Origin of the sequence: Mycolicibacter kumamotonensis, from assembly GCF_002086285.1 — a bacterium.
In the GTDB taxonomy this organism is placed as follows: Bacteria; Actinomycetota; Actinomycetes; order Mycobacteriales; family Mycobacteriaceae; genus Mycobacterium; species Mycobacterium kumamotonense.
Genome location: NZ_MVHU01000021.1, coordinates 60,093 through 84,257, shown reverse-complemented (window position 1 = coordinate 84,257; position 24,165 = coordinate 60,093). Strand labels below are relative to the sequence as shown.

Below are 24,165 nucleotides of genomic sequence, written 5' to 3'. Positions count from 1 at the left end.
GGTCTGACTTCAGATCAGCGCCAACAAGCGCCACGAGGCACCCCGCCCCTCAGGCCACTAATTCAGCAGAGTCCTAGGGCGGCTACGGCAGCACGAAGGCCCCTGTTCCGGGTGGAATCAGGGGCCTGCGTTCGCGGGGCGACCCGCCAGGTCAGAGCTTGTTGAGGGCCTGCGCCAGCGCCGACTTCTTGTTCGCGGCCTGGTTCTTGTGGATCACGCCCTTGCTCGCGGCCTTGTCCAGCTTGCGGCTGGTCGACACCAGCAGCTCGCCGGCCTTCTCCTTGTCGCCGGCCTCGGCGGCCTCACGGAAAGCGCGGATCGCGGTGCGCACCGCCGACTTCACCGACTGGTTGCGCAGCCGGGCGCGCTCGTTGGTCCGGTTGCGCTTCACCTGCGACTTGATGTTGGCCACGGAGTAGTTCCTTCTTAAAAGCTTGAGTTGGGTTCGCCTCCCGACGCGGGGGCAACGGCTGTTCAGGTTACCAGCTGGGCTGTCAACTCCCCAACTTGGCTCACCTGCGGCCCCGTGGTCAGCCTCCCGCCACCACCTCGACGCGGTGCAGGTCGTCGCCGAGCTCGATCGGCCCCTCGAACTCCGCGGCGGCCAGCGCTCGCCACTGCTCCTCCTGCCCGGGCGCGATGGCGGGCACGTAATGGGTCAGCACCAGGGTGCCGACCCCGGCGCGCTGGGCGGTCGCGGCGGCTTCGGCCACTGAGGAGTGGTAGTCGCAGATGTCTCGGATCCGCTGCTGGGGGAGCGCGGCGATGAGGTCCTTGCGGATCACGGTGTGCACCAGCGCACCGGCTCCGGCGGCCAACGCGTCGAGACTGTCGCAGGGCACGGTGTCGCCGGCCAGCACCACCGAGGCGGTCCCGGACCCATCGGCGTATTCGACCCGGAACCCGATCGTGGGCGTCACCGGCCGGTGGTCGGTGGGCGCCACGGTGATCTGCACGCCGTCGCGATCCCAAACCTGGCCGGTGGTGTGCTCGCGGACCTCGACGGGAGGCGGTGTGGTCAGGTCGGCGTGGTGGGCGATCCGGTAGCCGATGTCGTGCCCGAAGGCCCGCAGCGTCGCCTCCACGACCTCGGAGGTTCCCGGCGGGCCGATGATCGTCAGTGGTGGGGGGTCGGGCCTGAACGTGGTCACCCACCGGGTGATCAGCAGGTCGCCGAGGTCGGCGATGTGGTCACTGTGCAGATGGGTGAGCAGCAGTGCCGACAGCGTGTTCGCGGACGCACCCGCCGCGGCCATCCGCTGTAACACCCCGCGCCCGCAGTCGATCAGCAGCACCTGGCCACCTGCCCGGATCAGGGTCGACGGTCCGGCGCGGTTCGGGTCGGGGATGGGGCTTCCGGTGCCCAGCAGGGTGATCTCGATCGTCATGACGTCACATATGCCACAGATGCGCATCGCGCAGTGGGCGATCGGCAGAGTTTCGAACATCGCCGCCCGAGGTCGGGAGAAATGGCCTAGCCTGGTGTGAAGCAGATCACTGCGGCGGGAGGCTTCAATGCGGATCGCGGATGTATTGCGGAACAAGGGCGCGGCGGTGGTGACCATCCACCCGGATGCCACCGTCATGGAGTTGTTGGCCGGTTTGGCCGAGCACAACATCGGCGCCATGGTGGTGATCGGGCCCGACGGCCTGCAGGGGGTGGCCTCCGAGCGTGACGTGGTCCGCCAGCTGCACGTCCACGGCGCCAGCCTGCTGGCCCGGCCGGTGTCGGCGATCATGACCACGGTGGTAGCGACCTGCACCAAATCCGACACCGCCGACGAGGTCAGCATGCTCATGACCGAGCACCGGGCGCGCCACATACCGGTGCTCGAGGACGGCCGGCTGGCCGGGATCGTCAGCATCGGCGACGTGGTGAAGTCGCGGATGGAAGAGCTGCAGGCCGAGCAGGCGCAGCTGCGCTCCTACATCAGCCAGGGATAGCTCAGCTCCACGCGTAGTCGCTGCGCAGCCGCGCGGCCACCACCTCGAACACCGAGCGCTCCAGGATGGCGCCCTCGCGCCGGATCGACTCCTCGGGCACGTCGAGCACCCGGTCCAGCCGTACCCAGCTGAGCCGCTGGGCCTCATCCCAGCTACCGGCGCCGATACCGAGCCAGTTCGCGTCGTCGGCGTGCCGCGGCTGGCTGGACAGCATCAGTCCCAGCAGCATGCTGCGGTCGCGTCCGACGACCAGCACCGGCCGGTCCTTGCCCTGGCCCGGATCATCCTCGTAGGCCACCCAGGTCCAGACGATCTCGCCCGGGTCGGCCCGGCCGTTGAGGTCGGGGGCGTAGACCAGGCGACGCGCGCGGTGCGCGGTGGGGACGCTGCTGTTCGTGACCGGCCGGCCGGCCGGGATCGCCGGCGCCGCATCCGGTGTCGCGCCGCTTAGTATCTCCAGGCCGATCTTGATGCCCTGCTCGATGCCGCGCTGAATGCGCTGTTGCACCAGCGGTGTCTGCTCGATCTGGCGGATGAGCCGTGGAGCTTCGTTGAACACCAGGTTTTCCGCGAATCGCTGCACCGTCTGCCAAGGGGTCTTCCGCGGGGAAGCCATGATCGCAGCATAGGCGAAGCGGGCGTTGGGCACCGATGACCTGCTTGCGGTCACCGTCTCGGCTGGGCACGCTTCCCCGAGCCTGTCTGAAATCTGATGTGGCGCTTGCATTGTCCCCAGTGGCGCATCGGCGTAGCGTCGAAGATCACACCGTCATGTGAGGTTTGAGAACGGCGGGGTGCTGGGGCGGCGGGGTTTTCGCCGCACCGGGGGCGTTGTCGCTGCCCGATTGTGCGATACCAGGGAAGTGAAGTCATGGAGGATCGCAACAGCCTTCGGCGCGGGGTCGCCCTCGGCGTTGCGATCTTGACCGGACTGTCCGCGGCCGCTCTCAGCGTGGTCGGCATATCCGAGCACGCGGACCGGACCGCTCAGCGCGGTGTGACGCTGGTCAGCACCGCTGACGCCGCTAACAACGACCTGATACTCGCGCAGGCGGAACAGAACGACAGCCTTTTCAACCAGGATGTGGCATTACAGCAGAGCGTCTACTCCTGGGCACTGGAACCGACCACCAGCGGTGGCCTGGGCCTGCCGGACGACTCGTTGCTGTTCCCGGGGGACCCTGCAGACCCGGCGGACAGCCTCTTCAACGGCGCGTTCTCCCGGTTCACCGAGGCGGACCTCGTCGGTCAGGCGCTGTTGCAGGCTCAGCTGGACGACGTGCTGGGGCTGAACCAGACCCTGGGGGACGGCGGTTACGAGGCGGCGATCGCGGCGAGCCTTTATGACAACCTCAGCGGCGCGGCCATAGATCCGGACTCGGCTCTCTACGCCGACCTGCAATTCCTGGCGCCCGACGCGGACATCTTCACCGCCGCCGGCGGCTTCCAGGATGCCCTGGGCACCCTGCAGGGCGACCTGATGCAGGCCGCCTGGGCCGACCTGTTCGGCATATTCAGCCTCGCCGATGTGACGCCCTAGCTAAGGCTCGCTAAGAAGGCCCCGATGCGTCCTTTTGATCTCGTTTAGCTGGGAAAATTCTGGCAAGAAATGCGCCGACTGATATCCAGCTGAGCAAACCGTTGTGCTCAATCACAGGTATCTGTTAGATTTGACGAGCTTTGCAGCGGACGGTGCTGGGGGAGCGTCCGGCGGTGGCAATCCGCCGGTTGGACATCGTGAAAGGCAAAAGACTATGAGCATTCGCAAAATCGGCGTGGTGGGGAGCTTGGCTGCGGGTGCGGCATTCGCATTGGCGCCGCTGGCGGTCGCGGAGGGCCCCGACTTCAGCAGCATCCTGGTGGCGGAGGTCCAGTCGATGAACTGGCTCTTCGGGACCCAGGCCACGCTGGCGGATGTCGACCCCAACGTGATCACCGTCGGCGAGCCGACGACGGAGAACCCGCTGTCGTTCAGCACCATCTCCGCTGAGGACCTGCAAGCCAACACGGCCTTCGCGGCGCTGCTGTTCGGTGTGAACTGGGAAGATGAGATGTCCAGCGACCCGGGCTCCTACAGCCTGTTCAACGGCGCGGTCACGCAGTTCGCCGACGCCAGCAACGTGATGCTCTACGCGCTGATGACCGGTGGCGGCGAGATTTCCCTCGAAGATGCCGGCAGCTACCTGTTCGGCTCGGAAAGCGGGATCGAAGCCGGGCTGGCCGGGGAAGGCTTCTTCGCCGACTTCACCAACTTCTTCAACGCGGGCGTGGCCGACCTGGGCGGGTACTTCGGGCTCGACGGAATCGACGTCTGATCCTCGTTGGAAACGCAAGCCCCCGGAGGTGCGCCTCCGGGGGTTTCGTTTTGCAGCCCCCGCCTCGCTACCCTGACTAGACAGTAGGCAGGCACCCCCGCACCACCCGCTCACCAGGAGATTCCCATCAGCAGTTTCGCCGACCAGACCTTCACCGCGCCGGCGCAGATACGGAACTTCTGCATCATCGCCCACATCGACCACGGCAAATCGACCCTGGCCGACCGGATGCTGCAGCTCACCGGCGTCGTCGACGATCGCTCGATGCGCGCCCAATACCTGGACCGGATGGACATCGAGCGCGAACGCGGCATCACCATCAAGGCCCAGAACGTCCGGCTGCCCTGGACGGCCAACGGTGAGCAGTATGTGCTGCACCTGATCGACACCCCCGGCCACGTCGACTTCACCTACGAGGTGTCCCGGGCACTGGAGGCCTGCGAGGGCGCCATCCTGCTGGTCGACGCCGCCCAGGGCATCGAGGCCCAAACCCTGGCCAACCTGTACCTGGCACTGGATCGCGACCTCACCATCATCCCGGTGCTCAACAAGATCGACCTGCCCGCCGCCGACCCGGAGCGCTACGCCGCCGAACTGGCCCACATCATCGGCTGCGAACCCACCGATGTGCTGAAGGTGTCCGGCAAGACCGGCGAGGGTGTGGCCGAGCTCCTCGACGAAGTCGTCAAACAGGTGCCGGCGCCCACCGGCGACGCCGACGCGCCCACCCGGGCGATGATCTTCGACTCCGTCTACGACATCTACCGCGGCGTGGTCACCTACGTCCGTGTCGTCGACGGCAAGATCACCCCGCGCGAGAAGATCGCGATGATGTCCACCGGCGCCACCCACGAGCTGCTCGAAGTCGGTATCGTCTCCCCGGAACCCAAGGCCTCCAAGGGACTTGGCGTCGGCGAGGTGGGGTACCTGATCACCGGGGTGAAGGACGTGCGCCAATCCAAGGTCGGCGACACCGTCACCACCGCCCGGGGCGGGGCCACCGAGGCGCTCACCGGCTACCGCGAACCCAAGCCGATGGTGTATTCCGGGCTGTACCCGGTGGACGGCTCGGACTACCCGAACCTGCGTGACGCCCTGGACAAGCTGCAGCTCAACGACGCCGCACTGACCTACGAGCCGGAAACCTCGGTGGCGCTGGGGTTCGGGTTCCGCTGCGGCTTTTTGGGTCTGCTGCACATGGAGATCACCCGCGAACGCCTGGAGCGCGAATTCGACCTGGACCTGATCTCCACCTCGCCCAACGTCGTTTACCGGGTGATCCGCGAGGACAACGCCGAAATCGTCGTCACCAACCCGTCGGACTGGCCCGAAGGCAAGATCCGCGCGGTCTTCGAACCGGTCGTCAAGACCACCATCATCGCTCCCAGCGAGTTCGTCGGCACCATCATGGAACTGTGCCAGTCGCGGCGCGGGGAACTCGGTGGCATGGACTACCTTTCGCCGGAACGTGTCGAGCTGCGTTACACGATGCCGCTGGGCGAGATCATCTTCGACTTCTTCGACTCGCTGAAGTCGCGCACCCGCGGCTACGCCAGCCTCGATTACGAGGAGGCCGGCGAGCAGGAAGCCGACCTGGTCAAGGTCGACATCTTGTTGCAGGGCGAGGCAGTGGACGCGTTCAGTGCGATCGTGCACAAGGATTCGGCGTCGGCCTACGGCAACAAGATGACGACCAAGCTCAAGGAGCTGATCCCGCGCCAGCAGTTCGAGGTGCCGGTGCAGGCCGCGATCGGCTCGAAAATCATTGCCCGCGAGAATATTCGGGCCATCCGCAAGGACGTGCTGTCCAAGTGCTACGGCGGTGACATCACCCGTAAGCGCAAGCTGCTGGAAAAGCAGAAGGAAGGCAAGAAGCGGATGAAGACCATCGGCCGCGTCGATGTGCCGCAGGAGGCGTTCGTCGCGGCACTGTCCACCGATAGCGGCGGAAGCGCCGGGTCGGGCGGGGAAAGAGCCAAGAAGTAGTGGCCGCCCGGGCTGGCAGAACCGCGGTATGCGCGGCGGCGTTGATGCTGGCCAGCGGCTGCACCACGGTGGTCTCCGGGACCGTGAGGCCGGCACCGGGATTGGCTCCCACCCCGGTCACCGGCATGGCGGTCCGGCAGGTGCTGCTCGACGACGCCGAGCTCTCGAAGCTGGTCGGCCAGCCCTTTCACAGCGACCCCTCGCTGCCGCCGCGGTTCGGCGGCGTCGACGAGCTGCCCGACGCCTGGGATGACGCCGAGCCGAAAGACTGCGTCGGCGCCGCGGTGGGCGGCCAGAAATCGGTCTACGACTCCGCCGGCGTCCAGGATGTCGCCCACGAGTTCTGGGACAGAAACTCCACCTCCGACGACTCGCAGCTGACCGGAGTGGGTGAGGCCGTGGTCGCACTGCCCACAGCCTCCGATGCCGATGCGCTGTTCGAGAGGTTCGCGCAGCAGTGGGGCAACTGCGACGGGGTAACGGTGGTGCGCCCCGGTGGTGACAGCAGCGAGGCCAGCGGTGAAATCATCGACGTCTCCACCGGCGACGGGGTGCTCACCGCGACCGTGCGGACCAGCGTGGGCGGCGAGGTGGGCCTGCGGGTGACGCGGGCCGTGGCGGTGCGGGTGAACTGCCTCGTCGACGTCGATGTGTTCTGGTTCGTCGACGACGATGACCACGCCGACGCGCCGCCGCCCGGGGACACCACCGCCGCCGACCTGGCACGGGCGATGCTGGACAAGGTCCGCGGCCTCAGCGGCTGACCCGCCCGCCGCGGCGAGCCCTAATTGGGTGCGTTCGCGGGCTGGAACCCGCCGGTGGAGTCGGCCTCTTCCTCGGCGCGGATCACGTGCACGACGGCGTTGATCAGCGCCAGGTGGGTGAACGCCTGCGGGAAGTTGCCCAGGTGCCGTCCGGTGCGCGGCTCGATCTCCTCGGCGTAGAGGTGCAGCGGGCTGGCGAACGACAGCAGCCGCTCGCACAGATGCTTGGCCTGACTGACCTCACCGATCTCCACCAGCGCCGAGACCAGCCAGAACGAGCAGATGGTGAAGGTGCCCTCGGTGCCGGACAGTCCGTCGTCGGTCTCCTCGGTCCGGTAGCGCAGCACCAGACCGTCTTCGGTGAGTTCTTCGGCGATCGCCATCACGGTCGCGCGCACCCGCGGATCGTCGGCCGGCAGGAACCGGGTGAGCACCACCAGCAGCAATGAGGCGTCCAACGCATCGCTGCCGTAACTCTGGGTCAGCACGCCGCGCGAATCCACCCCGTTGGCCAGCACATCGGCCTTGATCTCCTCGGCGATCACCCGCCACTGCCGGGCGTAGGACACCTCGCCCTGCAGTTCGGCCAGCTTCGAGCCCCGGTCCAGCGCCACCCAGCACATCACCTTCGAGGAGGTGAAGTGCTGCGGTTCGCCCCGCACCTCCCAGATGCCGCGGTCGGGCTCGCGCCAGTGCTCGATCGCCTCTTCCACCTGACGCTTGAGCACCGGCCACAGGGTTTCGGGGATCTGCTCGCGGGATTTGGCGTGCAGGTAGACCGAATCCAGCATGGTGCCCCAGATGTCGTGCTGACGCTGGTTGTAGGCGCCGTTACCGATCCGCACCGGGCGAGCGTTGTCGTAGCCGGAGAGGTGCTCGAGTTCTTCTTCGGCGAGTTCGTGTTCGCCGCCGACGCCGTACATCACCTGCAGGGGACGCTGCTGGCCGTTGTTGGCGCCGGACACGTCGGCGATGAACGAGAAGAAGTCGTCGGCCTCGCGGTCCAGCCCCAGCGTGTAAAGGCCCCACAGTGCGAACGTCGAATCCCGCACCCAGGCGTAGCGGTAATCCCAATTGCGTTCGCCCTGAGGCGTTTCCGGCAGCGACGTGGTGGCCGCGGCCAGCAGGGCGCCGGTCGGCGAATAGGTCAGCCCCTTGAGCGTCAGCGCACTGCGCTGCAGATAGACCCGCCAGGGATGGTCGGGGAAGTTACCGATGTTGATCCACTGCCGCCAGCACTCGGTGGTGTTCCACATCTTGTCGGCGGCTTCGGCGTACGTCTGCGGCGCGGGGTGTTTGGACCAGCTCAACGCCACGAAGACGTCGTCGCCCTCGGTCAGCCGGGTGCGGGCCCGCGCCTCGCGGCCTTCCAGACCCAGCCGCAGGTTGGTCGTCAACCGCAGCGTCGGGTGGGCGTCGGGGTTCTGCCGGGCTCGGGCGATCGCTTCACCGTAGGCGTTGGCCGAGTACTCCCAGGTGGCGCTGGTGCGGTGATAGTCGAACGCCGGCTCGCAGCTCATGGTCAACTCGACCGTGCCGCTGACGCAGCGCACCGTGCGCAGCAGGATGTGCTCGGCGTCCCAGTCCATCGGGGTACGCCGATGAGTCTGCGACCGGGTTTCGATGTCGTGCCACTTGCCCATCACCAGCGCGTCCCGCACGATCAGCCAGCCGGTGTGGGTCTGCCAGGTGGTCTCCATGATGGGGCTGCCGGGCAGGTAGCGCCGTGCCGCGGGCACCGCGACCCCGTACGGCCCGAGCCGGAAGTGCCCGGCGCCGCGATCCAGGATCGAGCCGAAGACGCTGGGGGAGTCGGGCCGCGGCACACACATCCACTCCACCGAGCCCGCCGCCGAGATCAGGCAGTTGGTTTCACAGTCCGACAAGAACGCGTAGTCGGCGATCGGCGGAAACGAGTTGCGCACCTGGCCCGGCGCCGCCGAATAGGGCACCGGCGCGGTCGCCGACAGTGGCGGGGTCGACTTGGCGGCGACGCGGCCGTCCGGGGCTTTTCCGGTGACGTCGGGAGCGGTCTTGTCGGGTGCATCGCCCGGAGGGGTGTGCAGGACCATGCCGACATCATCTCTGGCGGCCCGCCGCACGTCTAGCTGACCCACGCTGCGCCCGGCTTCGCCGCGCTTGCGATCGGCGCTGTGCTGATGGCGCCGACCCGCTGCGCCCGGCTTCGCCGCGCTTGCGATCGGCGCTGTGCTGATGGCGCCGACCCGCTGCGCCCGGCTTCGCCGCGCTTGCGATCGGCGCTGTGCTGATGGCGCCGACCCGCTGCGCCCGGCTTCGCCGCGCTTGCGATCGGCGCTGTGCTGATGGCGCCGACCCGCTGCGCCCGGCTTCGCCGCGCTTGCGATCGGCGCTGTGCTGATGGCGCCGACCCGCTGCGCCCGGCTTCGCCGCGCTTGCGATCGGCGCTGTGCTGATGGCGCCGACCCGCTGCGCCCGGCTTCGCCGCGCTTGCGATCGGCGCTAAGGTGATCGGGATGGTTGGGTTCCTGAGCTGGTGGGATGGCGTTGAGCTCTGGCTGTCCGGGCTCGGTTTCGTAGTCCAGACCGCCGTGGTGATGCCGGTGGTGCTGGCGCTGGCCTATGGCCTGGCGGTGGTGCTGGACGCGGCGCTGGGGCAGGGAATCCGGGTGCTGGAACGCGTCCGGCACGATGACGGTGGGACGCACTGATGCCGCGCTCCCAGGTGACGTTGATTCTGGTCGGTCTGATCGTGCTGGTGATCGTCAGCTGGCTCCTGACCCGCTGACCTACGGGTTCGTGCCGCGGTTCCAGCTTCGGCTCTCCGCCGTCGATCCTCGCTGAACCGCGGGGTTCTGTTACGCTTCCCGGCATGCTCGCAGCGTCCGGCAAAGGAGAGAGCCGCGTCTTGGCCCTCTCGATGAACATTGCCGTGGGTAATTGCGCTGTGGCCGACGTGCACTGTTGTCGCTGAACACCCGCTCCGTCGACGCTTTGGTGTCCTGATGCCCGGTATCTCAGCGATTGGGCGACCATCTTCGCGAAGCGGCGGGACCCAATTCCTCAGTCTGCACTGAAAGGTCATCAATGCTCCACTCCGTCAAAGCCGCCGCCCTGGTGCTGGCCACTGCCTTGATCGCCGGCTGCGGAGGCGGGCCCAGCGACGTGGTCGGTGGTGCCGAACGGTCCGATGCGCACACCACCTTGACGCTGGTGGCCTACGCGGTGCCCGAACCCGGCTGGAGCAAGGTCATCCCGGCCTTCTACGACACCGAGGAAGGCGCCGACGTGCAGGTCGTCACCTCCTACGGCGCCTCGGGGGATCAGTCTCGCGGGGTCGCCAACGGCAAACCCGCCGACATCGTGAACTTCTCGGTGGAACCCGACATCACCCGGCTGGTCAAGGCCGGCAAGGTGGCCGAGGACTGGAACGCCGACGTCACCAGGGGCATCCCGTTCGGTTCGGTGGTGACCCTGGTGGTGCGGCAGGGCAATCCCAAGAACATCAAGGACTGGGATGACCTGCTGGCGCCCGGTGTCGAGGTGATCACCCCCAGCCCGCTGAGCTCGGGATCGGCCAAGTGGAACCTGCTGGCTCCCTACGCCGTCAAAAGTGAGGGCGGCAAGGACCCGCAGGCCGGTCTGGACTTCGTCGACAAACTGGTCAGCGACCACGTCAAGCTGCGGCCGGGCTCGGGGCGGGAGGCCACCGACGTGTTCCTCCAGGGCAGCGGCGACGTGCTGATCAGCTACGAGAACGAGGCGATCGCCATCGAGCGCAAGGGCAAGGCGGTGGAGCACGTGAACCCGTCACAGACCTTCAAGATCGAGAACCCGCTGGCGGTGGTGACCTCCAGCAGACACCTCGACACCGTCACCGCGTTCAAGAACTTCCAGTACACGACGGTTGCGCAACGCCTGTGGGCGCAGGCCGGCTTCCGGCCGGTCGACCCCGGTATCGCGGCCGAGTTCCGGGAGCAGTTCCTGGCGCCGGACAAGCTCTGGACGATCGCCGACCTCGGCGGGTGGGACATCGTGGACACCGGCCTGTTCGACAAGGAGAGCGGCACCATCACCAAGATCTACACCCGGGTCACCGGATGACGGCGATCGTGGTGACCGAGGCGACCCGGCCGGGTGAGGACGGGCCACCCGGTCATACCGGATTCCGGCGTGAAGGCGTCTCGCTGCGGGTGGGCGCCGCGGTGATATGGCTGTCGCTGATCGTGCTGGCCCCGCTGGCCGCGATCGCCTGGCAGGCCGCCGGCGGAGGGTGGCAGGCGTTCCGGCTGGCGATTACCTCGCACTCGGCGCTGGAGTCCTTCCGGGTGACGCTGACGATCGCGGCCGGAGTCACCGTGGTCAACCTGGTGTTCGGACTGCTGATCGCCTGGGTGTTGGTGCGTGACGACTTCGTCGGCAAGCGGTTCATCGACGTGATCATCGACCTGCCGTTCGCGTTGCCCACCATCGTCGCCAGCCTGGTGATGCTGGCGCTGTACGGCCCGGCGAGCCCGGTACAGCTGCATCTGCAGCACACCGCCTGGGGCGTCGGCCTGGCGCTGGCGTTCGTCACGCTGCCGTTCGTGGTGCGCGCCGTGCAACCGGTGCTGCTGGAGATCGACCGGGAGGTCGAGGAGGCCGCCGCGTCACTGGGCGCCTCCGGCGCGACGATCTTTCGCACCGTGGTGCTGCCGTCGCTCACCCCGGCGCTGCTGACCGGGGCGGGCCTGGCGTTCTCCCGGGCGATCGGCGAGTTCGGCTCGGTGGTGCTGATCGGCGGGGCGGTGCCGGGCAAGACCGAGGTGTCCTCCCAGTGGATCCGCACCCTGATCGAGAACGACGACCGCACCGGCGCCGCAGCGATCTCTCTGGTGCTGCTCGGGATTTCCTTCCTGGTGCTGCTCGTGCTGCGGGTGTTGGGTGCGCGGGTGACCAATCGGCAGGAGCGGTCGGCATGACGCCATCACGCAAGGTCCGCTACCTCCTCCGGTTCGTGGCGCTGGTCTATGTCGGCCTGCTACTGATCGTTCCGGTGTCGTTGATCCTGTGGCGCAGCTTCGCCCCGGGATTCGGGCAGTTCTTCGCCTACATCTCCACCCCGGCGGCTATCTCGGCGTTGCAGCTGTCGCTGCTGGTGGTCGCGATCGTGGTGCCGCTCAACGTCATCTTCGGTATTCCGACCGCATTGGTGCTGGCGCGAAACAGGTTCCGCGGCAAGGGAGCACTGCAGGCCATCATCGACCTGCCGTTCGCGGTCTCGCCGGTGATCGTCGGTGTCGCGCTGATCGTGTTGTGGGGGTCGGCAGGGCTGCTGGGCTTCGTGGAGAACGACTGGGGCTTCAAGATCATCTTCGGCCTGCCGGGCATCGTGCTGGCCAGCATCTTCGTCACCCTGCCGTTCGTGATCCGGGAAGTCGAACCGGTGCTGCACGAATTGGGCACCGACATGGAGGAAGCCGCGGCGACGCTGGGATCGAGCTGGTGGCAGACGTTCTGGCGGATCACGCTGCCCTCGATCCGCTGGGGGTTGACGTACGGGATCGTGTTGACCGTGGCGCGAACCCTCGGCGAATACGGCGCGGTGTTGATCGTGTCGTCGAACCTGCCCGGAAAGTCCCAGACGCTGACGCTGCTGGTGTCCGACCGTTACAACCGTGGCGCCGAATACGGCGCCTACGCCTTGTCCACGCTGCTGATGACGGTGTCGGTGCTGGTGTTGATCGTTCAGGTGGTGCTCGACATGCGGCGGGCCGGAAAGGGGAGCAGATGAGCAACGCGATCACCGTACGCGGGGCCAACAAACGCTACGGAGACTTCGTCGCACTCGACAACGTCGACTTCTCGGTGCCGTCCGGTTCCCTCACCGCGCTGCTCGGCCCCAGCGGCTCGGGCAAGTCGACGCTGCTGCGGGCGATCGCCGGCCTGGACCACCCGGACAGCGGCACGGTCACCATCAACGGCGTCGACGTCACCGGGGTCCCGCCGCAGCGGCGAGGCATCGGATTCGTGTTCCAGCACTATGCGGCGTTCAAGCACATGACGGTGCGCGACAATGTGGCGTTCGGGCTCAAGATCCGCAAACGGCCTAAGTCCGAGGTCAAGGAGAAGGTGGACAACCTGCTGGAAGTGGTGGGGCTCAGTGGTTTTCAGACCCGCTACCCCAACCAGCTCTCCGGCGGGCAGCGGCAGCGGATGGCGTTGGCGCGGGCGCTGGCGGTGGATCCGCAGGTGCTGCTGCTCGACGAGCCGTTCGGTGCCCTGGACGCGAAGGTCCGCGAGGATCTGCGGGCCTGGCTGCGACGCCTGCACGACGAGGTGAACGTCACCACGGTGCTGGTCACCCACGACCAGGCCGAGGCGCTCGACGTCGCCGACCGGATCGCCGTGCTCAACCAGGGCCGCATCGAGCAGCTCGGCAGCCCGACCGAGGTCTACGACGCCCCGGCGAACGCATTCGTGATGTCGTTTTTGGGCGCGGTCTCGTCGCTCAACGGCGCCCTGGTGCGCCCGCACGACATCCGGGTCGGCCGCACCCCCGAGATGGCGGTGGCCGCAGCGCGAGACGCCGGCGGCGCCGAGGCATCCGCCGTGGTGCGTGCGGTGGTCGACCGGGTGGTGGCCCTGGGCTTCGAGGTGCGGGTGGAGTTGACCAACGGTGCCACCAAGGTGCCGTTCACCGCGCAGATCACCCGCGGCGACGCCGAGGCGCTCGCCCTGGCCGAAGGCGACACGGTCTACGTGCGGGCGACCCGGGTGCCCCCGCTGCAGGATGCGTCCGCCCCCGGCGCACCGGTATCGGTGTAAGCCGGCCCGCGCGCAGCCGCGAACCCGGGGATCAGGCGGCGGCGTGGCCCGCGGCCAGGGCCGCCTCCACCCGGTCCAGCACGGTCGCCGCCACCAGGCGGTGGGCACCGAGTGGCTCGGCCATCGCAATCCCGGCTCGCGCGGCGTAGGCGGCGATCCCGTCGGTGATCCTGCCGTGGGCCAGAAACCACGGCGCGATCATCAACCTGGTGGCCCCACGGGCCTTGAGACGCTCGACGGCTTCGGGCACCGAGGGCCCCTGGGTGGCGAAGGCGACTTCTACTCCCGCCCAACGGGTTCCGCGGGACAACGGCGCGGCGACGCGGGCGGTCTGGGCATTGGCGGCAGCGTGCGAGGAACCCACCGCGACCACCACCACGCCCAGTTCGGGGTCGAAGCGGGAGGCGCCGGCGGCGGTGAGCCGCTCACCGAGGACCTGCACCAGCCGGTCGTCTTGGCCCAGCGTGGGAGCCACTTGCACGGCAGCCCCGGATCGCGCGATCACGCCCGGGATGTCGATGCGGGCGTGGTAGGCGCTGGCCAACAGGAACGGGACCACGACGGTCCGGTCGGTGCGGGCCGCCACGGTGTCCAGCACGTCGTCCAAGCCGGGCGTGCTGTGCTCGCAGAACGCCACCCGCACCGTGAATTCCGGTGCCACCCGGCGCAAGTGCCCGGCGATCGCACGAGTGTTGGCAGCCGAGCGCGGATCCCGGCTGCCGTGCGCGGTCAACACCAGCGTTGTAGCGGGAGCCGTCACGAAGCGTGCAACCCGCATTCGGTCTTGGCCAGACCCGCCCAGCGTCCGCTGCGCGGATCGGCGCCGACCGCGGGTTTGGTGGTGCATGGCGCGCAGCCGATCGACGGGTACCCCTCGTCGATCAGCGGGTTGACCAGCACATTGTTCGCGGCGATGTAGGCGTCCATGTCGTCGTCGGTCCAGGCGGCGAGCGGGTTGACCTTCACCAGACCGAACTGCTCATCGAAGCTGATCAGCGGGGCGTTGGCGCGGGTCGGCGCCTCCACCCGGCGCAGCCCGGTCACCCACGCCGAGTAGCCGCGCAGCGTGCGGGCCAGCGGCTCGACCTTGCGCATCTGGCAGCACAACGCCGGATTGGACGCGAACAGGTCTTTGCCGTGCGCGGCGTCCTGCTCTGCCACGGTCAGCTCGGGGGTGACGTTGACCAACTGGATGTCATACATAGCCTCCACCGCATCACGGGTGCCGATGGTCTCGGCGAAGTGGTAGCCGGTGTCGAGGAACAGCACCGGAACCCCCGCACGGACCTTGGACGCCAGGTCCACCAGCACCGCGTCGGCCATGTTGGAGGCCACCACATAGTTACAGGTGGCGCCGCCGCGGGGGCCGTGGACTCCGCCGAAGTTCGCGTCGGTCCACTCCAGCAGTTCGGTGGCGGTGGCGCCGTCGAGCTCCGCCGCGCCGCGGGCAGCCAGCTCGCGCAGCTCCGCTTCTTCGTGGGGCCTCATCGCAGGTCGTCCTCCTCGGCCCGCACCGCCCACTGCGCGAATCGCTCACCGGCGTTGCGGCCCTTGATGAAGTTACGCACCACCCGCTCGATGTAGTCGCCCAGGTCGTCGCTGAACACCTTGTGCTGGCGCAATTTACGGCCGAAACCACTGTCAGCGCCCAGGCTGCCGCCCAGGTGAACCTGAAAGCCCGGAACCGAATTGCCGTTGCCGTCGTCGATCATCTGGCCCTTGAACCCGATGTCGGCCACCTGGATTCGGGCACACGAGTTCGGGCACCCGTTGATGTTGACCGTGACCGGCACGTCCAGCAGTGCGTTGAGATCATCGAGGCGCTTCTCGAGCTCGGGGACCAGACTCTGCGCGCGCACCCGCGTCTCGACGAACGACAGCTTGCAGAACTCCAGGCCGGTGCACGCCATCAGGTTGCGGCGCCACGGCGACGGGTTGGCCGGCAGGCCCAGCGCATCCAGCTCGGCGAGCAACCCGTCGAGCTTCTCGTCGGGAACGTCGAGAATGATCAGCTTCTGGTACGGGGTGAACCGGGCCCGGTCCGACCCGACCTGCTCCATCAAGTCAGCGATCTTGAGCAGGGTCGCGCCGCTCACCCGGCCGGAGATCGGGGCCACCCCGACCGCGTTGAGGCCGTTGCGGGTCTTCTGCACCCCGACGTGGTCGATGGTCGCGGTGGGCTGGGCGGGGGCCGGTCCGTCGATCAGTTTGCGGCCCAGGAATTCGGTCTCGAGAACTTCCCGGAACTTCTCGGCGCCCCAGTCCTTGAGCAGGAACTTCAGCCGGGCCTTGGAGCGCAGCCGGCGGTAGCCGTAGTCGCGGAACAAGCGGGTGACCGCCTCCCAGACGTCGGGAACCTCCTCCAGCGGGACCCAGGCGCCGAGGCGCTGCGCCAGCATCGGGTTGGTCGACAGGCCACCGCCCACCCACAGGTCCAGGCCGGGGCCGTGCTCGGGGTGGTTGACGCCGATGAACGAGATGTCGTTGATCTCGTGGGCGACGTCGGGCAGGCCCGACACCGCGGTCTTGTACTTGCGCGGCAGGTTGGCGTAGTCGGGGTTGCCGATGTAGCGCCGCACGATCTCGTCCAGGGCGGGGGAGGCGTCGAGCACCTCATCGAGCGACTCCCCGGCCAGCGGCGAGCCCAGCATGCCGCGGGGGCAGTCGCCACAGGCCTCCATGGTCTGCAGCCCGACCGCGCTCAGCCGGTCCCAGATCTCGGGAACCTTCTCGATCTCGATCCAGTGGTACTGCAGGTTGTTGCGGTCGGTGATGTCGGCGGTGCCGCGGGCGTACTCCTCCGAGATCTCGCCCAGGGTCCGCATCGCGGTAGCCGACAGCGCCTTGCCGTCGCAGCGCACCCGCATCATGAAGTAGCGGGCCTCCAGCAGGTCGGCGTTCTCATCGCCGGTGAAGGTGCCGTCGTAGCCCTGTTCGCGCTGGGTGTAGAGCCCCATCCAGCGGAACCGGCCGCGCAGGTCGTCCTTGGCGATCGAGTCGAAGCCCTGCTTGGAGTAGACGTCGAGGATCCGGGCCCGGACGTTGAGGGCCGGGTCGTCCTGCTTGAACTGCTCGTTGTGGTTGACCGGTTCGGTCTCGCCGAGCGCCCACTGGGCCTCGCTGCGCTTGCGCGCTGCGCCCGCGGTGCTGGACGCAGTCGAAGTGGCGGTCATCGATTCTCCTTCAACAGAGGAGCTGGCGGGATGGAGCGCGGGTAACCGGCGACTGTCTCCGGCGGCGCAGATCCGGCGGCCAGCTGGAAAGTACAGGTGGGCGGTTCTACGACATCAAGGCAGACAGCGACAGCTACAGACCCGCTTCAGATCGATGTGCCGCCGAGCCACCAGGGCAATCCCGGAGGCGGTGCAGTAGGCGGCAGTCACCCGGCCGATTATGCCATGGATGCCGAAAATCTTCCTTACCGGCGCAAAGTTGTGATCAGCATGCGCAAAACTCATTTGGGGCCCGACGGCGAGGCGGTCGGGACGGGAGGGCCGGACCAGGACAGGCCGGGACCGTGCGGACCGATACGTCGAAGTCGCACAGCAGCGGAGCGGAAGGCGGGTGGGGACAGGTGAGCGTCGTCGACTTCGGGTGGGAACCGGTGTGGGAACCGCCACCGGTACCCGAACCGCCCCCGCGGCCAAATGGACGCGCCCTGATGCGGCGCTGGCTGGCGATCGCGACTCTGATGGCCGCCGTGGGCGGCGGCGGATGGTTGGCCGTTCAGCACTACCAAACCCATCTCGCGGGCGAACAGGCGTTGCAGGCCGCTGAGGCATATGCGTTGCGGCTGACCGATATCGACGCTGACGACGTCGACCGCAACTTCGCCGACATCGCTGAAGGGTCGACCGGTGAGTTCAACCGAATGCACACCCGGTCGGGGGCGAAGCTGCGTCAGGTGCTGATCGACAACAAGGCGACCGCGCGCGGCCACGTCACCGAAGCGGTGGTCAAATCCGCCGACCGCAGCCACGCCGTGGTCGTGCTGCTGGTCAACCAGGCGGTGCGCAACACCGACAACCCCGAGCCGGTGATGGACCGCAGCCGGATCCGGATGACTATGGACAAGGTCGACGGCCGCTGGCTGGCCAGCAAGGTGGAGTTGGTATGAGGAAATTCACAGTGCTGGCCGCAGGTGCGCTGCTGGTCGGGGCCGCCGAACTGACCGGCGCGGCCCATGCCGATCCGATCAACTGGGAAGCCATCGCCAAATGCGAATCCGGTGGAAACTGGACGGCCGACAGCGGCAGCGGCGACTACGGCGGTCTGCAGATCAGCGCTGCCGCCTGGGACGCCAACGGCGGGATCGGATTGCCCTCGCAGGCCAGCCCGCAGCAGCAGATCGCCGTCGCCAAGCGGATCATGGCCAGTCAGGGGCCCGGCGCCTGGCCGGCGTGCGCGTCGCGCGGCGGTTCTGCCACATCGGGTGCCGGGGCGGCCCCGGTCGGTTCGCTGACCCACTATCTGTCGGCGCTGCTCGAGGACGCCGACGGCGTGGAGGCGCAGGCCTACTGAGGCGCCGGCCTTGAGGCGTCGGCGGACGGCATCGCCTGCGGCACCGTGGGATGATCGGCCGTTATGACCACCGCGACCGCGGTAGCGCTGCCCGACGTGGCACCGGACCGGCTCGAATCCCCGGGGCCGTTCGGGGTGTATGTGCACGTGCCGTTCTGTTTCGCCCGGTGCGGCTACTGCGACTTCAACACCTACACCCCGGCGGAGCTCGGTGGCGCCAACCCGGACGCCTGGGTGGCGGCGCTGGCCCGGGAACTGGAATTGGCCTCCGCTCGCCTGGGCGGCCCGCGCGCCGACACCGTGTTCGTCGGCGGCGGCACACCGTCGCTGCTCGGTGGCGCGCGGTTGGCGCTGGTCCTCGATCACGTGCGGCAACACTTCGGCCTGGCCGAGGACGCCGAGGTCACCACCGAGGCCAATCCGGAGTCGACGTCGCCGGAGTTCTTCGACACGATCCATGCCGCCGGCTTCACCCGGGTGTCCTTGGGGATGCAGTCGGTGTCGCCGCGGGTGCTGGCCACCCTGGATCGCATCCATTCGCCGGGCCGTCCGGTGGCCGCCGCCCGGGAGGCGCGCGCGGCCGGATTCGACCACCTCAACATCGACCTGATCTACGGCACCCCCGGCGAGACCGATGATGACCTGCTGCGCTCGGTGGACGCCGCGCTGGAGGCCGAGGTCGATCACGTGTCGGCCTACAGCCTGATCGTCGAGAGCGGCACCGCCCTGGCCCGTCGGGTGCGGCGCGGGGAACTGCCCGCCCCCGACGACGACGTGCTGGCGCATCGCTACGACCTGGTCGACACCACCCTGCGCGCCGCCGGGATGGACTGGTATGAGGTGTCCAACTGGAGCCGGCCGGGCGCGGCCTGCCGGCACAATCTGGGTTACTGGGGCGGTGGCCGGTGGTGGGGCGCCGGCCCGGGTGCGCACAGCTACGACGGCGCGCTGCGCTATTGGAATGTCAAGCACCCCAACGCTTATGCGCAGATCTTGGCGGATATGACGCTGCCGGTGGCCGGTTTCGAGGAGCTCTCCGAGTCCGACCGGCACACCGAAGACGTGATGCTTCGGCTGCGGATGCGCGAGGGGTTGGCGCTGGCGGCGCTGGATCCGGGCGAGCAGGAGCGTGCCGCCACCGCGGTCGGCGACGGCCTGCTGCGCATCGACGGCGAACACCTGGTGCTGACCGACCGGGGCCGGCTGCTGGCCGATGCGGTGGTGCGCTCCCTGCTCGGGTAGCCCTACCGGATTGTCGGCGGCAGGTCAGCCGCTGAACCAGCCGCGGCCGCCGTCCCAGCTGCCGCAGATGCCGTTGAAGCAGCCGTGGCCGAAGCCGCCCTGGCCGGGGATGAACCCGCCGCAGCCCTGCCAGCCGGCGTCGTGGCCGCACCCGCTGGCGCCGCCGTTGCCGTCGGGGCCACCGGAACCGTGCGGTTGGGCCACCACCGAGGGGCCGGTCGTGCCCTCCGGCGCGGCGGCGAGCATCAGGCCGGTCGGGGCGACTGCGATCGCCGCCGCGGCGCCGGCTACGAACATCGATCCAACGAGCTTACGAATGCTTAGCATGTCTCTATATTCCATACCGGTGCCGGTGCTGCCAACCGTTGTGTGGTGACTGATACCGAATTGTGAACGCCCGTAACCAGATCACCACCAACGCGCCGAAGTGGCCGGCGTCACGGGCGTCGCGGCCGCGCCGGAAGCACCGGCCGGATCCCGGCCCGGCGATTTCCCGGGGCGGAGCGCGCGCGGCTACGTAGGTTAGGCTACATTTACTAGCTGTGTCCGATCTCGGTGTCGAAGCAGTCCCCGAAACTTCGCTGTCGGTGCCGCTACCGCCGGGCGTCGGACCGGCCGATCTGGCGGCGGGGCTCGCCGCGGCCCTGTCCGAACCGGACGGCGAGGAGTACCTGCTCTATGAGCGGTGCGGAAGCTGGACGCTGGCCACCGGCGTGCGCGCGGCCGTCGAACTGGACAGCGATGAGCTGCGCACCGTCCGCGACGGAGTGGTGCGCCGCCAGCACTGGCGGGGCCACCCGGCCGCGGTGCTCGGTGAGGCCGTCGACCGCTTGCTGTTGGAGACCGAGCAGGTGTTCGGCTGGGTCGCCTTCGAGTTCGGTACCTACCGCTTCGGGCTGCAGGACCGGCTGGCCCCCGGGACCGCGCTGGCGCGGGTCTTCTGGCCGCGGACCCGCATCGTGGTCACCGCCGAGAACGTCGAGCTGTTCGACGCCGGCGAGCGCGAGGCCGCGGTGCTCGACCGGCTGCTGGCCGACGGTGTCCCCACCCTCGCCGATCCGTCCGGGATCGCGGTGGACGCCGACGCCGCCGGCTATCGCGACCGGGTGGCCACCGCCGTCGGCGAGATCTGCGCGGGCCGCTACCGCAAGGTGATCCTGTCGCGCTGCGTCGACGTGCCGTTCGCGCTGGACTTCCCGTCGACCTATCGGCTGGGGCGGCGGCACAACACCCCCGCCCGGTCGTTCCTGTTGCGGCTCGGCGGGATTCGGGCACTCGGTTTCAGCCCGGAACTGGTAGCCGAGGTGCGCGACGACGGCCTGGTGCTCACCGAGCCGCTGGCCGGGACGCGGGCGCGCACCGGCGACCCCGCGGTGGACGGGCCGGTCCGTGCCGAGCTGCAATCCGACGCCAAGGAGATCGTCGAGCACGCGATCTCGGTGCGCACGTCGATGGATGAGATCGCCGAGATCGCCGAACCCGGCAGTGCGGCGGTGACCGACTTCATGACGGTGCGGGAGCGGGGGAGCGTTCAGCACCTGGGCTCGACGGTGTCCGGGCGGCTGGACCGCTCGCGGGATCGGATGGATGCCTTGGAGGCGCTGTTCCCGGCGGTCACCGCATCCGGCATTCCCAAGCGCGCCGGGATCGACGCCATCCTTCGGCTCGACGAGTGCCCGCGGGGCCTGTATTCGGGCGCGGTGGTGATGTTCACCGCCGCCGGGGGCCTGGACGCCGCGTTGACGTTGCGCGCCGCCTACGAACAAGACGGGCGGACCTGGCTGCGGGCCGGGGCGGGCGTCATCGACGTGTCCCGTCCCGAGCGGGAGTTCGAAGAGACCTGCGAGAAGCTCGCGACGCTGGCGCCGCACCTGATCGCCCGCCACTGAGTTCCGCCGGTGCGATACCCCGCCGGGTATCATGGTGTTTTCGCCGAGAGGAGCTCACGTGGTTGGCGACGACGAAAGCATGAAGGCGGTGTTGAACCGGTTGCGCCGCGCCCACGGTCAGCTCGCCGGCGTGATCGCGATGATCGAGAGCGGCCGCGACTGCAAGGACGTGGTGACTCAACTGGCCGCGGTCTCGCGTGCGCTGGACCGGGCGGGTTTCAAGATCGTCGCCAGCGGGCTGCGACAGTGCCTCACCGGGGAGTCCGCCACCGGCGATGCTCCGCTGACCGAGGACGAACTGGAGAAGCTGTTTCTCGCGCTGGCCTGAGACGGCGAAGCTGGGACCGCCGCGTCAGTGCAGCAGGGACTCGGCGAGCAGGCCGGTGACCATCGACTCGATGGTGGACTCGATCGAGGACGCCAGGGTGGCGGTGACGGATGCGACGGCCTGGGTGCGGAACCGCACCAGCATGCCGATCAGCTCGGCGATCTCGGTATCTGCCGGCAACGGCGCCCCGGGCTGGATCTTGGTCAGCACGTGTTCGGCACCGGCCCGCACCAACATCTGGCTGATCGCGTCGATGTGCGGCAGTGTCTGCTCGTAGAGGTCGATGAGCTTGTCGACGGCGATACCGTAGCCGCGGATCTCGTTGAACGCCTCGATCAGTTTGGGCCGGGTGATGGTGGCCCGGGAGCCCTCGGCCCCGTCCAGGCGGATCACCCCGAGCGCCACCAGCCGGCGCAACGCCTGCGGGTCGCCGATCCGCCGCTCGGCCTCGACACGCGAGACGGTCTCGGGGCGTTCGGTGGTCCAACTGCCGGCGATCGCACTCTCCAGGCCGAGGATGTCGCTCAAGTCCTTGCCCTGCTCCCAGGCGCCAATCATCTCTTTGACGTGCGCGATGGTGTAACCGCGATCGAGCATCGAGGTGATCAGCCGCAGCCGGGTCAGGTGCGTGTCGTTGTACAACGCGATGCGCCCGACCCGTCGCGGCGGCGGCAGCAGGTCCCGGTCCCGATACACCCGCACGTTGCGGGTGGTGGTGCCGCCCAATCGGGCCAGATCGTCGATCCGGTACTCCCGCGATGCGGTATTGCCGCCGGGGTGGCGCACCACGACCTCGAAGAGCTGGGTCACCGCGGCCTCGATCACCTCGCGGGACTCGCGGCGCACCCGGCGAGGCACCCGGCGCAGGTTCGCCAGCACACCGGCGATGGAGTCGGGCCTGGCGGGACGATCCGGCGCGGTCATGCCACCGCGTGGTAGTCGGCGAGGCGGAAACTGCGCATCTGCCGAAGATACTGGGTTGCGAACCCCGGGTACATCGACGCGTTGAAACCGTCCTCGGTCAGATACCAGCTGCGACAACCCGACATCCAGGTCGTCTTGCGCAGTCGCCGCTGGATCTGCTCGTTGTGGCGACGTTGCACGTCGTCACGTACGTCCAGGTAGCGCAGGTCGCCGCGGCGGATCGCCCCCACGGCGCGCACCACGTAGTCGATCTGTCCTTCGACGTAGACCAGCAGTGAGTTGTGGCCCGGCCCGGAGTTGGGGCCGGTCATGAAGAACAGGTTCGGATAGCCGTGCGCCTGAATGCTTTTGAAGGCCTGACCGCCGCCGCTCCAGTCCGCGGCCAGTGACCTGCCGCCCAGCCCGGTGACCGGAAACGGCGGGCCGGTCAGGTGCACGTCGTAGCCGGTCGCGAACACGATGGCGTCCAGCCGGTGTTCCACACCGTCGCTGGTGCGGATGCCGGCCGGGCTGATCGTGGCGATCGGCCAGGAGATCAGCTTGCAGTTGTCCCGTTGCAGCGCGGGGTAGTAGTCGCTGGAGACCAGCATCCGCTTGCACCCGGGGGTGAAATCCGGGGTGAGCTGACGGCGCAGCCACGGATCCTTGACCGTGCTACGCAGATGGACTTTGCCCAGTTGGGCCACCAGGCCGCTGAGCGGGGTGTTCCACACCAGGGCGGTGGCGCTGGCCTCATGCCCCCAGAACAGCGCCTGGCGGGCGAGTTGCTGGGCGGCAGGCACTTTGGCGAACACCTCTTGGACGACCGGGGGCATGGCCACGTCCAGGCGGGGAATCACCCAGCCGGGAGTGCGCTGAAAGACCTTGACGAATCCGGCCTGGGTGACCAGCTCCGGGATGATCTGCACCGCGCTGGCGCCGGTTCCGACGACGGCGACCTTCTTGCCCGCGAAGTCGTAGTCGTGATCCCAGCGGGCACTGTGAATCTTGTGGCCGGTGTAGGACTCCAGGCCGCGGATGGCCGGGAAGCTGGAGTCGGGCAACGGGCCGGAGGCGAGCACCACGGTGCGGGCCCGAAACTTCTTACGCCCGGCCGAAATCGTCCACGTTCCGTCGCCGTCGTCGAATGCCAGCCCGGTGACCTCGGTGCCGAACCGGATGTGACGGCGCAGGTCGAAGCGGTCGACCATGTCCTCGATGTGCGCATAGATCTCGTCGGCCGTCGGGTAAGCACGTGACCAGCCCGGGTTGGCGACGAACGAGAACGAATACAGCAGCGACGGAATGTCGCATGCCGCACCGGGATAGCGGGTGTCTCGCCAGGTTCCGCCGACCCGGTCGCTGCGCTCGAGGATGATGATCTCCTCGGCGCCGGCGAAACCGGCCTCGCTGAGTTTGATCGCAGCGCCGATCCCGCTGAACCCCGCGCCCACGATCAGGGTCTGATAGACGTGCCCGCGCGCCAC

27 protein-coding genes are annotated in these 24,165 nt (G+C 68.4%); 16 read left to right on the top strand and 11 right to left on the bottom strand.

Annotation, left to right across the window (positions count from 1 at the left end):
- Nucleotides 1-151: 151 nt before the first annotated feature.
- Complete coding sequence (gene rpsT, locus BST28_RS14670) at nt 152-412, bottom strand: 30S ribosomal protein S20 (RefSeq protein WP_019738430.1); 261 nt, start codon at nt 410-412, stop codon at nt 152-154.
- Between the two features lie 118 nt (nt 413-530).
- Nucleotides 531-1,388 carry a ribonuclease Z gene (locus tag BST28_RS14665; RefSeq protein WP_109510913.1) on the bottom strand — a complete coding sequence of 286 codons (858 nt, stop codon included), beginning with the start codon at nt 1,386-1,388 and terminating at the stop codon, nt 531-533.
- A 127-nt stretch (nt 1,389-1,515) separates the two neighbouring features.
- Here BST28_RS14665 and BST28_RS14660 point away from each other — a divergent pair, with 127 nt between their 5' ends.
- Nucleotides 1,516-1,944, top strand: coding sequence for a CBS domain-containing protein (locus BST28_RS14660; protein ID WP_019738432.1), 429 nt, complete (start codon nt 1,516-1,518; stop codon nt 1,942-1,944).
- 1 nt (nt 1,945) lies between these two features.
- On the opposite strand, the gene BST28_RS14655 is transcribed toward BST28_RS14660, so the two are convergent.
- Nucleotides 1,946-2,560, bottom strand: coding sequence for a type II toxin-antitoxin system PemK/MazF family toxin (locus BST28_RS14655; RefSeq protein ID WP_029249477.1), 615 nt, complete (start codon nt 2,558-2,560; stop codon nt 1,946-1,948).
- 255 nt (nt 2,561-2,815) lie between these two features.
- Between BST28_RS14655 and BST28_RS14650 the strand changes: the two genes are divergently transcribed.
- The 4 genes from BST28_RS14650 to BST28_RS14635 all read left to right on the top strand — a co-directional run bounded on the left by BST28_RS14650 (nt 2,816) and on the right by BST28_RS14635 (nt 7,009).
- Nucleotides 2,816-3,484, top strand: a complete 669-nt coding sequence (locus tag BST28_RS14650) for a hypothetical protein (protein ID WP_019738434.1) — start codon at nt 2,816-2,818, stop codon at nt 3,482-3,484.
- A 214-nt stretch (nt 3,485-3,698) separates the two neighbouring features.
- Nucleotides 3,699-4,259 (top strand): hypothetical protein, encoded by a 561-nt coding sequence (locus tag BST28_RS14645; protein WP_019738435.1) that lies wholly within the window; start codon nt 3,699-3,701, stop codon nt 4,257-4,259.
- 120 nt (nt 4,260-4,379) lie between these two features.
- Nucleotides 4,380-6,245, top strand: coding sequence for a translation elongation factor 4 (gene lepA / locus BST28_RS14640; RefSeq protein ID WP_029249478.1), 1,866 nt, complete (start codon nt 4,380-4,382; stop codon nt 6,243-6,245).
- On the top strand, nt 6,245-7,009 hold the full coding sequence (locus tag BST28_RS14635; RefSeq protein WP_019738437.1) for a sensor domain-containing protein: 765 nt from the start codon (nt 6,245-6,247) through the stop codon (nt 7,007-7,009). Before lepA ends, BST28_RS14635 begins: the two co-directional genes overlap by 1 nt.
- Nucleotides 7,010-7,029: 20 nt before the next feature.
- Here BST28_RS14635 and BST28_RS14630 read toward each other — a convergent pair whose 3' ends face one another.
- Entirely contained in the window at nt 7,030-9,081 is a 2,052-nt protein-coding gene (locus BST28_RS14630) for a glycoside hydrolase family 15 protein (protein WP_019738438.1), read from the bottom strand.
- Between the two features lie 423 nt (nt 9,082-9,504).
- On the opposite strand from BST28_RS14630, the gene BST28_RS14620 reads away from it, so the two are divergent.
- The 6 genes from BST28_RS14620 (at nt 9,505) to BST28_RS14600 (ending at nt 13,795) form a co-directional block, all read left to right on the top strand.
- Nucleotides 9,505-9,699 (top strand): hypothetical protein, encoded by a 195-nt coding sequence (locus tag BST28_RS14620; RefSeq protein ID WP_029249479.1) that lies wholly within the window; start codon nt 9,505-9,507, stop codon nt 9,697-9,699.
- 161 nt (nt 9,700-9,860) lie between these two features.
- A complete protein-coding gene (locus BST28_RS25265) occupies nt 9,861-9,962 on the top strand; it encodes an Ms4533A family Cys-rich leader peptide (RefSeq protein WP_369127636.1) in 102 nt (33 codons plus the stop codon).
- A gap of 113 nt (nt 9,963-10,075) precedes the next feature.
- The gene (locus tag BST28_RS14615) at nt 10,076-11,092 is read left to right on the top strand and encodes an extracellular solute-binding protein (protein ID WP_019738440.1); all 1,017 of its coding nucleotides are present in this window, start codon (nt 10,076-10,078) and stop codon (nt 11,090-11,092) included.
- Nucleotides 11,089-11,949: a sulfate ABC transporter permease subunit CysT gene (cysT, locus tag BST28_RS14610; RefSeq protein ID WP_019738441.1), complete on the top strand. Its 861-nt coding sequence runs from the start codon at nt 11,089-11,091 to the stop codon at nt 11,947-11,949. Before BST28_RS14615 ends, cysT begins: the two co-directional genes overlap by 4 nt.
- Complete coding sequence (gene cysW / locus BST28_RS14605) at nt 11,946-12,761, top strand: sulfate ABC transporter permease subunit CysW (RefSeq protein ID WP_019738442.1); 816 nt, start codon at nt 11,946-11,948, stop codon at nt 12,759-12,761. The genes cysT and cysW overlap by 4 nt, the downstream gene beginning before the upstream one ends.
- On the top strand, nt 12,758-13,795 hold the full coding sequence (locus tag BST28_RS14600; protein ID WP_019738443.1) for a sulfate/molybdate ABC transporter ATP-binding protein: 1,038 nt from the start codon (nt 12,758-12,760) through the stop codon (nt 13,793-13,795). The genes cysW and BST28_RS14600 overlap by 4 nt, the downstream gene beginning before the upstream one ends.
- A 31-nt stretch (nt 13,796-13,826) precedes the next feature.
- On the opposite strand, the gene BST28_RS14595 is transcribed toward BST28_RS14600, so the two are convergent.
- The 4 genes from BST28_RS14595 to BST28_RS25260 all read right to left on the bottom strand — a co-directional run bounded on the left by BST28_RS14595 (nt 13,827) and on the right by BST28_RS25260 (nt 17,253).
- Nucleotides 13,827-14,573, bottom strand: a complete 747-nt coding sequence (locus BST28_RS14595) for a sirohydrochlorin chelatase (RefSeq protein ID WP_043337663.1) — start codon at nt 14,571-14,573, stop codon at nt 13,827-13,829.
- Nucleotides 14,552-15,283, bottom strand: a complete 732-nt coding sequence (locus BST28_RS14590; protein ID WP_019738445.1) for a phosphoadenylyl-sulfate reductase — start codon at nt 15,281-15,283, stop codon at nt 14,552-14,554. Before BST28_RS14590 ends, BST28_RS14595 begins: the two co-directional genes overlap by 22 nt.
- Complete coding sequence (locus tag BST28_RS14585) at nt 15,280-16,968, bottom strand: nitrite/sulfite reductase (protein WP_083081611.1); 1,689 nt, start codon at nt 16,966-16,968, stop codon at nt 15,280-15,282. The genes BST28_RS14590 and BST28_RS14585 overlap by 4 nt, the downstream gene beginning before the upstream one ends.
- Nucleotides 16,969-17,082: 114 nt before the next feature.
- Complete coding sequence (locus tag BST28_RS25260) at nt 17,083-17,253, bottom strand: Ms4527A family Cys-rich leader peptide (protein WP_369127631.1); 171 nt, start codon at nt 17,251-17,253, stop codon at nt 17,083-17,085.
- Nucleotides 17,254-17,369: 116 nt separating this feature from the next.
- Between BST28_RS25260 and BST28_RS14580 the strand changes: the two genes are divergently transcribed.
- From BST28_RS14580 to hemW, 3 genes are all read left to right on the top strand, one after another.
- Nucleotides 17,370-17,912, top strand: a complete 543-nt coding sequence (locus BST28_RS14580; protein WP_234808295.1) for an Rv1363c family protein — start codon at nt 17,370-17,372, stop codon at nt 17,910-17,912.
- Nucleotides 17,909-18,316 carry a transglycosylase family protein gene (locus BST28_RS14575; RefSeq protein ID WP_019738728.1) on the top strand — a complete coding sequence of 136 codons (408 nt, stop codon included), beginning with the start codon at nt 17,909-17,911 and terminating at the stop codon, nt 18,314-18,316. Before BST28_RS14580 ends, BST28_RS14575 begins: the two co-directional genes overlap by 4 nt.
- A gap of 63 nt (nt 18,317-18,379) precedes the next feature.
- On the top strand, nt 18,380-19,558 hold the full coding sequence (hemW, locus tag BST28_RS14570) for a radical SAM family heme chaperone HemW (protein ID WP_083081606.1): 1,179 nt from the start codon (nt 18,380-18,382) through the stop codon (nt 19,556-19,558).
- 24 nt (nt 19,559-19,582) lie between these two features.
- Here hemW and BST28_RS14565 read toward each other — a convergent pair whose 3' ends face one another.
- On the bottom strand, nt 19,583-19,855 hold the full coding sequence (locus BST28_RS14565) for a hypothetical protein (protein WP_420093441.1): 273 nt from the start codon (nt 19,853-19,855) through the stop codon (nt 19,583-19,585).
- A gap of 245 nt (nt 19,856-20,100) precedes the next feature.
- On the opposite strand from BST28_RS14565, the gene BST28_RS14560 reads away from it, so the two are divergent.
- Together BST28_RS14560 and BST28_RS14555 are read left to right on the top strand one after the other, a co-directional pair.
- Nucleotides 20,101-21,447 carry a salicylate synthase gene (locus BST28_RS14560; protein WP_019737696.1) on the top strand — a complete coding sequence of 449 codons (1,347 nt, stop codon included), beginning with the start codon at nt 20,101-20,103 and terminating at the stop codon, nt 21,445-21,447.
- 79 nt (nt 21,448-21,526) lie between these two features.
- Complete coding sequence (locus tag BST28_RS14555) at nt 21,527-21,775, top strand: metal-sensitive transcriptional regulator (RefSeq protein ID WP_234898860.1); 249 nt, start codon at nt 21,527-21,529, stop codon at nt 21,773-21,775.
- Between the two features lie 24 nt (nt 21,776-21,799).
- Here the strand turns inward: BST28_RS14555 and BST28_RS14550 are convergent, their stop codons facing one another.
- Complete coding sequence (locus BST28_RS14550; protein ID WP_019737694.1) at nt 21,800-22,699, bottom strand: MerR family transcriptional regulator; 900 nt, start codon at nt 22,697-22,699, stop codon at nt 21,800-21,802.
- A complete protein-coding gene (locus BST28_RS14545) occupies nt 22,696-24,165 on the bottom strand; it encodes a flavin-containing monooxygenase (protein WP_019737693.1) in 1,470 nt (489 codons plus the stop codon). Before BST28_RS14545 ends, BST28_RS14550 begins: the two co-directional genes overlap by 4 nt.

Excerpts from the sequence above, each read along its gene's own strand:
- cysT (WP_019738441.1), top strand. The coding sequence starts at position 11,089 with ATGACGGCGATCGTGGTGACCGAGGCGACCCGGCCGGGTGAGGACGGG.
- BST28_RS14575 (WP_019738728.1), top strand. The coding sequence starts at position 17,909 with ATGAGGAAATTCACAGTGCTGGCCGCAGGTGCGCTGCTGGTCGGGGCC.
- BST28_RS14660 (WP_019738432.1), top strand. The coding sequence starts at position 1,516 with ATGCGGATCGCGGATGTATTGCGGAACAAGGGCGCGGCGGTGGTGACC.
- BST28_RS14600 (WP_019738443.1), top strand. The coding sequence starts at position 12,758 with ATGAGCAACGCGATCACCGTACGCGGGGCCAACAAACGCTACGGAGAC.
- BST28_RS14650 (WP_019738434.1), top strand. The coding sequence starts at position 2,816 with ATGGAGGATCGCAACAGCCTTCGGCGCGGGGTCGCCCTCGGCGTTGCG.
- BST28_RS14620 (WP_029249479.1), top strand. The coding sequence starts at position 9,505 with ATGGTTGGGTTCCTGAGCTGGTGGGATGGCGTTGAGCTCTGGCTGTCC.
- BST28_RS14630 (WP_019738438.1), bottom strand. The coding sequence starts at position 9,081 with ATGGTCCTGCACACCCCTCCGGGCGATGCACCCGACAAGACCGCTCCC.
- BST28_RS25260 (WP_369127631.1), bottom strand. The coding sequence starts at position 17,253 with ATGAGTTTTGCGCATGCTGATCACAACTTTGCGCCGGTAAGGAAGATT.
- cysW (WP_019738442.1), top strand. The coding sequence starts at position 11,946 with ATGACGCCATCACGCAAGGTCCGCTACCTCCTCCGGTTCGTGGCGCTG.
- BST28_RS14595 (WP_043337663.1), bottom strand. The coding sequence starts at position 14,573 with ATGCGGGTTGCACGCTTCGTGACGGCTCCCGCTACAACGCTGGTGTTG.
- BST28_RS14555 (WP_234898860.1), top strand. The coding sequence starts at position 21,527 with ATGAAGGCGGTGTTGAACCGGTTGCGCCGCGCCCACGGTCAGCTCGCC.
- BST28_RS14550 (WP_019737694.1), bottom strand. The coding sequence starts at position 22,699 with ATGACCGCGCCGGATCGTCCCGCCAGGCCCGACTCCATCGCCGGTGTG.
- BST28_RS14585 (WP_083081611.1), bottom strand. The coding sequence starts at position 16,968 with ATGACCGCCACTTCGACTGCGTCCAGCACCGCGGGCGCAGCGCGCAAG.
- BST28_RS14665 (WP_109510913.1), bottom strand. The coding sequence starts at position 1,388 with ATGACGATCGAGATCACCCTGCTGGGCACCGGAAGCCCCATCCCCGAC.
- BST28_RS14590 (WP_019738445.1), bottom strand. The coding sequence starts at position 15,283 with ATGAGGCCCCACGAAGAAGCGGAGCTGCGCGAGCTGGCTGCCCGCGGC.
- BST28_RS14565 (WP_420093441.1), bottom strand. The coding sequence starts at position 19,855 with ATGTTCGTAGCCGGCGCCGCGGCGGCGATCGCAGTCGCCCCGACCGGC.
- BST28_RS25265 (WP_369127636.1), top strand. The coding sequence starts at position 9,861 with ATGCTCGCAGCGTCCGGCAAAGGAGAGAGCCGCGTCTTGGCCCTCTCG.
- BST28_RS14645 (WP_019738435.1), top strand. The coding sequence starts at position 3,699 with ATGAGCATTCGCAAAATCGGCGTGGTGGGGAGCTTGGCTGCGGGTGCG.
- hemW (WP_083081606.1), top strand. The coding sequence starts at position 18,380 with ATGACCACCGCGACCGCGGTAGCGCTGCCCGACGTGGCACCGGACCGG.
- BST28_RS14615 (WP_019738440.1), top strand. The coding sequence starts at position 10,076 with ATGCTCCACTCCGTCAAAGCCGCCGCCCTGGTGCTGGCCACTGCCTTG.
- BST28_RS14655 (WP_029249477.1), bottom strand. The coding sequence starts at position 2,560 with ATGGCTTCCCCGCGGAAGACCCCTTGGCAGACGGTGCAGCGATTCGCG.